Here is a 6,435-nt window from a genome sequence, read left to right on the forward strand (position 1 = left end):
CCCCGTGGTGGGTGGCCCCACGCGACGACAGATCGATCGGATGGCGTCGCCGGTGATCAGGCCTTCGGTGCGGTCATCGACAGCACGTCCAGCGCCGAGTCGAGCTGCTCCTCGGTGAGCTCGCCGCGCTCGACGAAGCCCAGCGCGATGACGGCCTCGCGCACGGAGATGCGCTCGGCGACAGCGTGCTTGGCGATCTTCGCGGCGGACTCGTAGCCGATCAGCTTGTTCAGCGGGGTGACGATCGAAGGGGAGGCCTCGGCGTAGAAGCGGGCCTTCTCCTCGTTGGCGACCAGGCCGTCGACGGTCTTGTCCGCCAGCACGGTGGAGGCGTTGGCGAGCAGGCGGATCGACTCCAGCAGGCTGGTGCCCATGAGCGGGATCTGCACGTTGAGTTCGAAGGAGCCCTGCGCGCCGCCCCAGGCGATGGCCGCGTCATTGCCCACGATCTTCGCGCACACCATCAGCACTGCCTCGGGGATCACGGGGTTGACCTTGCCGGGCATGATCGAGGAGCCGGGCTGCAGGTCGGGGATCGCGATCTCGCCGAGGCCGGTGTTCGGGCCGGAGCCCATCCAGCGCAGGTCGTTGCAGATCTTCGTGACGGAGACGGCGATCGTGCGCAGGGCGCCCGACATCTCGACGAGGCCGTCGCGGCTGGACTGCGCCTCGAAGTGGTTGCGCGCCTCGGTCAGGGGCAGGCCGGTCTGCTCGACGAGGTTCGCGATGACCTTCTGCGGGAAGCCGATCGGGGTGTTGATGCCGGTGCCCACTGCGGTGCCGCCCTGGGGGACCTCGGCCGTGCGGGGCAGGGCCGCCTCGACACGCTCGATGCCGTAACGGATCGAGGCCGCGTAGCCGCCGAACTCCTGACCGAGCGTGACCGGGGTGGCGTCCATGAGGTGGGTGCGGCCGGACTTCACGACGGTTTTCCACGCCTCGGCCTTCGTCTCGAGGGACTCGGCGAGATGGGCGAGGGCGGGGAGGAGCTGCTCGACGACGCCCTGCGTGACCGCGACATGCACGGACGTCGGGAACACGTCGTTGCTGGACTGCGAGCAGTTCACATGGTCGTTCGGGTGGGTGTCCACCCCGGCGTTCGTGGCGAGGGTGGCGAGCACCTCGTTCATGTTCATGTTCGAGCTGGTGCCCGAGCCGGTCTGGTAGGTGTCCACCGGGAACTGGTCGTCATGCTCGCCGGCGATCACGGAGTCCGCCGCGGCGACGATCGCGTCGGCGATGGTCCCGTCGAGGACCCCGAGCTCCTGGTTGGCGCGTGCGGCAGCCTTCTTCACCTGGGCGAGGGCATGGATGTGGGCGGGCTCCAGGCCCTGCCCGGAGATGGGGAAGTTCTCCACCGCTCGCTGGGTCTGGGCCCGGTACAGGGCCGAGGCGGGCACGCGGACCTCGCCCATGGTGTCGTGCTCGATGCGGTAGCCGTCCTGCTGCGCGGCGGGCGTGGACTGGTTCATGGAGAGGCCTCCCTCGGATGGTGGTGCGGTCAGTGCGGGGAACTGTAGAACGGTACGTGCTGAGAACGGTGGTGCGGGACGCACCGGGTGAGCCGCGTCTGCTTGCCGCGGAGCGGGACGGGGCTCCGCCGGGGCGGGGCTCTGCCGGGCGGGGCCTCGCCGGAGCGAGGTCAGGTGAGTTCGCGGCTCCAGGGAGGGTTCGCCCCGGCTCGGGACACGGTGATCGCCGCCAGCGCTGCGGCGCGCCGCAGCACGGTGGCGATCTCGTCGCTGGGCATCGAGGCGAGGTCGGGGCGGTGCTCGGCGCCGAGCACGCCCTTCGCCGCGAGCGCGTCGAGGATCCCGGCGGAGAAGGTGTCCCCGGCGCCGACGGTGTCGACGGTGTCCACCAGGACGGGGGAGACCTGCACCCGCCCGGAGGCCGCGAAGCCGACGGCGCCCTCGGCGCCCTGGGTGAGGACGGTCAGGGACGGGCCGAGGTCACGCCAGGAGTCGACGACCCCTTCGACGTCCGCGGTGTCGTACAACCAGGCGACGTCCTCATCCGAGGCCTTGACGACGTCGCTGAGGGCGATCGTCGCCTCGATCTGCGCTCGGACCTGGGACGCTTCGCCCATCAGGCTGGGGCGGGCATTGGGGTCGTAGCTGATGGTCGCGTGCTCCCGGTGGCGACGCAGCACCTCGGTCACCGTCGCCGCGCCCGGAGCGAGCACCGCAGCGATCGACGAGGTGTGCACGGCATCGATCGACTCGGGCAGGCCCGCCGGATCCGGGTCCCACAGGAGGTCGAACTCGTAGGACGCCGCACCCTCGGCATCCAGCATCGCCAGAGCTGTCGAGGTCGGTGCGGCGACCGAGCTGCCCGGGGTGAGCCGGACCCCGGACGCGTGCAGATGCGCTCGGATCGCGTCGCCCCGCGCATCGTCGCCGACGCGGGTGAGCAGGTCGGTGGAATGGCCGAGGCGGCTGAGCGCCACGGCCACGTTCATGGGGGATCCGCCGGGATGCTCACGACGAGCACCGTCGGCGTCGACGACGATGTCAGTGAGGGCTTCTCCGACGATCAGGAATCTCGCGGTCACCGTGCGATCATCGCAGGTTTCGCGGGGCGGGGCGACCACGAGCGCCTCGACGCCTCCCGCCCGTCCACCCACCAACCCGCCCGATCGCCCCATCGTCCGCCCGTTCGTCCACCCGCCCGATCATCCACCCACCCGCCCGTTCGTCCGCCCGCCCGTCCATCCGCGGCCGAGGGGTGGAACGCCTCACTCTGTGAGCCGTGCCCCCTGCGGGCAGGGACAATGGGCCCATGCACGATGACCACCCCGAGCCCGGCGAGCCGGCGTCTCGCCCTCAGCCGAAGTCCGCGTACGAGCTGCCGTCGAGGAAGAACACCGTCCTGCGCAACATGGTGTGGGCGCTCGCCCTGACCATGGCGGTGGTGATCGTGGTGGGCGTCGGGTTCTTCGGTGTGGGCAGCGACATGGAGCGCGAGCCGCTGGAGAACTCGGAGGTGGACGTCTCCGCGAGCGCCGAACGGGCTGCGGATGTTGCTCCCTTCCCGGTCGCCGTGCCCGAGTTGGGGGAGGGGTGGACCGTGCGCTCCGCTCGGTTCACGGAGGGTGAGCCCGCGAGCTGGGTGATCCGCTACTCCTCGCCGGAGGGTCGGCTGATCACCCTGATCGAAGAGCCCGAGATCGGTGCGCCCCTGCTCTCCTCGACGGTTCCCGGTGCGAGCGTCGAGGACGAGTATCAGCTCGAGGGCGCCGAGTGCAGTGCGCTGCGCGGAGGGGAGCAGGGCACGCAGCAGCTCGCACTCGTCTGTGAGGGGGAGTCCTTCGGTGTCCTCGTCCACGGTGACGCGGAGCAGGCGGAGCTCGAGGAGCTCGCGAGCGCCGCACTCGCCTCGATCGGCTGATCCACCGGAACCGATCGGCCGGGCCGTGGGAACCTGCGGACTACCCCTGGTCCGCGCCGTCGGACCGGCGCGCGGCGACGGCCTCGTCGAGGCGTTCCCGTGCACCGTCCAGCCACTGCTGGCAGCGCCGAGCGAGCATCTCCCCGCGCTCCCACAGACCGATGGAGTCCTCGAGACCGCCCTGGCCGGACTCGAGCCTCCGCACCACCTCGACGAGCTGGTCGCGGGCCGCCTCGTAGGACAGCTCGGCGATGTCTGCAGGCAGCGGCTGCGTGCCCTCGGCAGGGGTGACGGGGCCGGACTGCGTGCCGAGATCGCTGTCGACGGCGGTGGGGTCGTTCTCAGGGCTGCTGGTCGGGGTCATCGGGACTCCTCGGTGGGGTCGGACTGCGGGGACTGTGCAGGGACGGTGGGCTGTGCGGGCGGGAGGTAGGGATCGGACTCGGTGCGCTCCACTCCGAACCGGCCGCCGGCGACTCGTACCGAGAGGGGCTGGCCGACGGCCGGCTGCTCGGGCGTGCGGACGATCGTGCCGTCGGCGTCCTGGACCACGGCGTAGCCGCGCTCGAGGGTCGCCAGCGGGCTGAGTGAGCGCACCTGCCGGCCCAAATGGTCGATCTCGTCGGCCGCCCGGTCCAGGCGGGAGCCGATCAGGGTGCGGGCCAGTGCGATCCGAGAACGGATCTCGTCGGCGCGACCGGCGAGGATCGTGGAGGGGTTCTCGAGCACGGGCCGGGAGCGGGTCGCATCCAGGGCGGACTGCTCGCGCTCGATCCGGGCGCGGATCGCGGTGCGCAGCCGGGTGCGGCCCAGCTCCAGCTGCTCGACCTCGGCGATGATGTCGGGGACGACGCGCTTGGCGGCATCGGTGGGGGTGGAGGCGCGCACATCCGCGGCGAGGTCGATCAGCGGGGTGTCGACCTCGTGGCCGATCGCGGAGACGATCGGGGTCCTCGCGCCCGCGACCAGCCGGGTGAGCTGCTCGTCGGAGAAGGGGAGCAGGTCCTCGAGGGAGCCGCCGCCGCGGGAGATGATGATGACGTCGACCTCCTCGCGCTCGTCGAGCTCCTTGAGCGCAGCGGAGACCTCCCGCACCGCCTTCGTGCCCTGCACCGCGACCTCGCGGATCTCGAACTGCACGGCCGGCCAGCGGCGCCGGGCGTTGACGACCACGTCGCGCTCCGCGGCGGACTCGCGCCCGCAGATCAGCCCCACCACCCGGGGCAGGAAGGGCAGCGGCTGCTTGCGGGACGAGGCGAACAGCCCCTCCGCGGTGAGGACCCGCTTGAGCTGTTCGAGCCGGGCGAGCAGCTCGCCGAGCCCGACCGGGCGGATGTCGTCGGCCTCCAGCTGGAGGCTGCCGCGCTTGGACCAGAACGTGGGTTTGGCATGGATCACCACGCGCGCTCCGGGGACGGGCTCGACGGGCAGGGCGCGCAGCACATGCTCGCGCACGGGGACCGAGAAGGACATGTCCACGTCCACATCGCGCAGGGTCATGAAGCTCAGTCCCGCGCCGGGGCGGCGGTTGAGCTGGACGATCTCGCCCTCCACCCACAGCGGTGACATGCGCGCCACGTACTCGCCGACCTTCACCGACAGCTGGCGCAGCGGCCAGGGGTTCTCCGCGGTGGTCTGCGCTGCGGTGGTGGCGAGGGCGGGCCGCTGGGGCGAGGTCCCGTCCTCGGTCGGACCAGGGGAGGTCTGCGTCATGGGTCCACTCTGGCACGTCCTCCCGACAGCCAGCGGCCGGCCGGCGGGGAGGGGGACGAGCAGCCTCTGTGGAGGGATGGTGAGTCTTGCCCCACCGGCCTCCCACCAGGGCGCTCGCGCTCCTACGATGGGGGCGTGAGCACCGGAACAGTCCTTCTTGCCGAACCGCGCGGATACTGCGCGGGAGTCGACCGCGCCGTGGTCGCCGTCGAACGCGCCCTGGAGCACTACGACGAGACGATCTACGTGCGCCACGAGATCGTCCACAACAAGTTCGTCGTGGACCGCCTGAAGGAGAAGGGTGCCGTGTTCGTCGAGGAGGTCGACGAGATCCCCGAGGGATCGCTCGTGATCTTCTCCGCGCACGGCATCTCCCCGAAGGTCCGCGAGATGGCCGAGGAGCGCAACCTCCGCACCATCGATGCCACCTGCCCCCTGGTCACCAAGGTGCACAAGGAGGCGGTGCGCTTCGCCCGCCAGGACTACGACATCCTGCTGGTGGGTCACACCGGGCACGAGGAGGTCGAGGGCACTGCGGGTGAGGCCCCCGAACACGTGCAGATCGTGAACTCGCCCGATGACGTCGACAAGGTCACCGTGCGAGACCCCGAGAAGGTCGTGTGGCTCTCGCAGACCACCCTCAGCGTCGACGAGACGATGGAGACGGTCGACAAGCTGCGCGAACGCTTCCCGACCCTGCAGTCCCCGCCCAGCGACGACATCTGCTACGCCACCCAGAACCGCCAGGTCGCGATCAAGAAGATCGCCCCGGATGCGGATCTGGTGCTGGTGGTCGGCTCCCCGAACTCCTCCAACTCCGTGCGCCTGATGGAGGTCGCGAAGGAAGCCGGCGCCAAGGCCTCCCACCGCATCGACTCCATCTCCGAGCTGCGCGACGAGTGGTTCGAGGGCGTCGAGACCGTGGGCGTGACCTCCGGAGCCTCTGTGCCCGACGTGCTGGTCCAGCAGCTGCTGAACATCCTCGCCGAGCGTGGCTACGGCGATGTGAAGCCGGTGCGCACCGCCACCGAGGACCTCATGTTCTCGCTGCCCCGCGAGCTGCGTCAGGAGATGAAGGACCGCGGCGCGGCCGATCGTCGGCGCAAGCCCACCGGTGAGGCCGCCACGGCCGAGTCCTGATCCCGGCAGTGCTGACCTGAGCCCTGCAGGATCGTGCTGACCTCTGCCGGACTGTCGTGATCCCCGCAGGACATTCCTGACCTCGGCCGGTCCGCCCCGCACCGCGCAGGATCCGCAGGGCGGTCCGCGAGGAGCCCACCGATTGGGCATGATGGTCCGGTGACCCCTCGCGCGCCCGCCCGTCCCCTCGCC

6 protein-coding genes are annotated in these 6,435 nt (G+C 70.9%); 2 read left to right on the forward strand and 4 right to left on the reverse strand.

The genetic code is table 11. The features are described 5' to 3' along the window. Positions 1-56: 56 nt before the first annotated feature. Together VF289_RS11375 and VF289_RS11380 are read right to left on the reverse strand one after the other, a co-directional pair. The gene (locus tag VF289_RS11375; RefSeq protein WP_330884004.1) at positions 57-1,472 is read right to left on the reverse strand and encodes a class II fumarate hydratase; all 1,416 of its coding nucleotides are present in this window, start codon (positions 1,470-1,472) and stop codon (positions 57-59) included. 170 nt (positions 1,473-1,642) lie between these two features. Beyond that, positions 1,643-2,554, reverse strand: a complete 912-nt coding sequence (locus VF289_RS11380; RefSeq protein WP_330884005.1) for a carbohydrate kinase — start codon at positions 2,552-2,554, stop codon at positions 1,643-1,645. 227 nt (positions 2,555-2,781) lie between these two features. Here VF289_RS11380 and VF289_RS11385 point away from each other — a divergent pair, with 227 nt between their 5' ends. Next, entirely contained in the window at positions 2,782-3,390 is a 609-nt protein-coding gene (locus VF289_RS11385; protein WP_330884006.1) for a DUF4245 family protein, read from the forward strand. A gap of 40 nt (positions 3,391-3,430) precedes the next feature. Here the strand turns inward: VF289_RS11385 and VF289_RS11390 are convergent, their stop codons facing one another. Both VF289_RS11390 and xseA read right to left on the reverse strand, forming a co-directional pair. Beyond that, complete coding sequence (locus VF289_RS11390; RefSeq protein WP_330884007.1) at positions 3,431-3,754, reverse strand: exodeoxyribonuclease VII small subunit; 324 nt, start codon at positions 3,752-3,754, stop codon at positions 3,431-3,433. Then, complete coding sequence (xseA, locus tag VF289_RS11395) at positions 3,751-5,103, reverse strand: exodeoxyribonuclease VII large subunit (protein WP_330884008.1); 1,353 nt, start codon at positions 5,101-5,103, stop codon at positions 3,751-3,753. Before xseA ends, VF289_RS11390 begins: the two co-directional genes overlap by 4 nt. Before the next feature lie 135 nt (positions 5,104-5,238). Here xseA and VF289_RS11400 point away from each other — a divergent pair, with 135 nt between their 5' ends. Next, positions 5,239-6,243, forward strand: coding sequence for a 4-hydroxy-3-methylbut-2-enyl diphosphate reductase (locus VF289_RS11400; protein WP_330884009.1), 1,005 nt, complete (start codon positions 5,239-5,241; stop codon positions 6,241-6,243). Positions 6,244-6,435: the final 192 nt, after the last annotated feature.

The organism is Brachybacterium sp., assembly GCF_036379615.1.
In the GTDB taxonomy this organism is placed as follows: domain Bacteria; phylum Actinomycetota; class Actinomycetes; order Actinomycetales; family Dermabacteraceae; genus Brachybacterium.

Bases quoted from the DNA above. Each gene is read 5' to 3' on its own strand.
- VF289_RS11390 (WP_330884007.1), bottom strand. From the start codon at position 3,754: ATGACCCCGACCAGCAGCCCTGAGAACGACCCCACCGCCGTCGACAGC.
- VF289_RS11385 (WP_330884006.1), top strand. From the start codon at position 2,782: ATGCACGATGACCACCCCGAGCCCGGCGAGCCGGCGTCTCGCCCTCAG.
- xseA (WP_330884008.1), bottom strand. From the start codon at position 5,103: ATGACGCAGACCTCCCCTGGTCCGACCGAGGACGGGACCTCGCCCCAG.
- VF289_RS11375 (WP_330884004.1), bottom strand. From the start codon at position 1,472: ATGAACCAGTCCACGCCCGCCGCGCAGCAGGACGGCTACCGCATCGAG.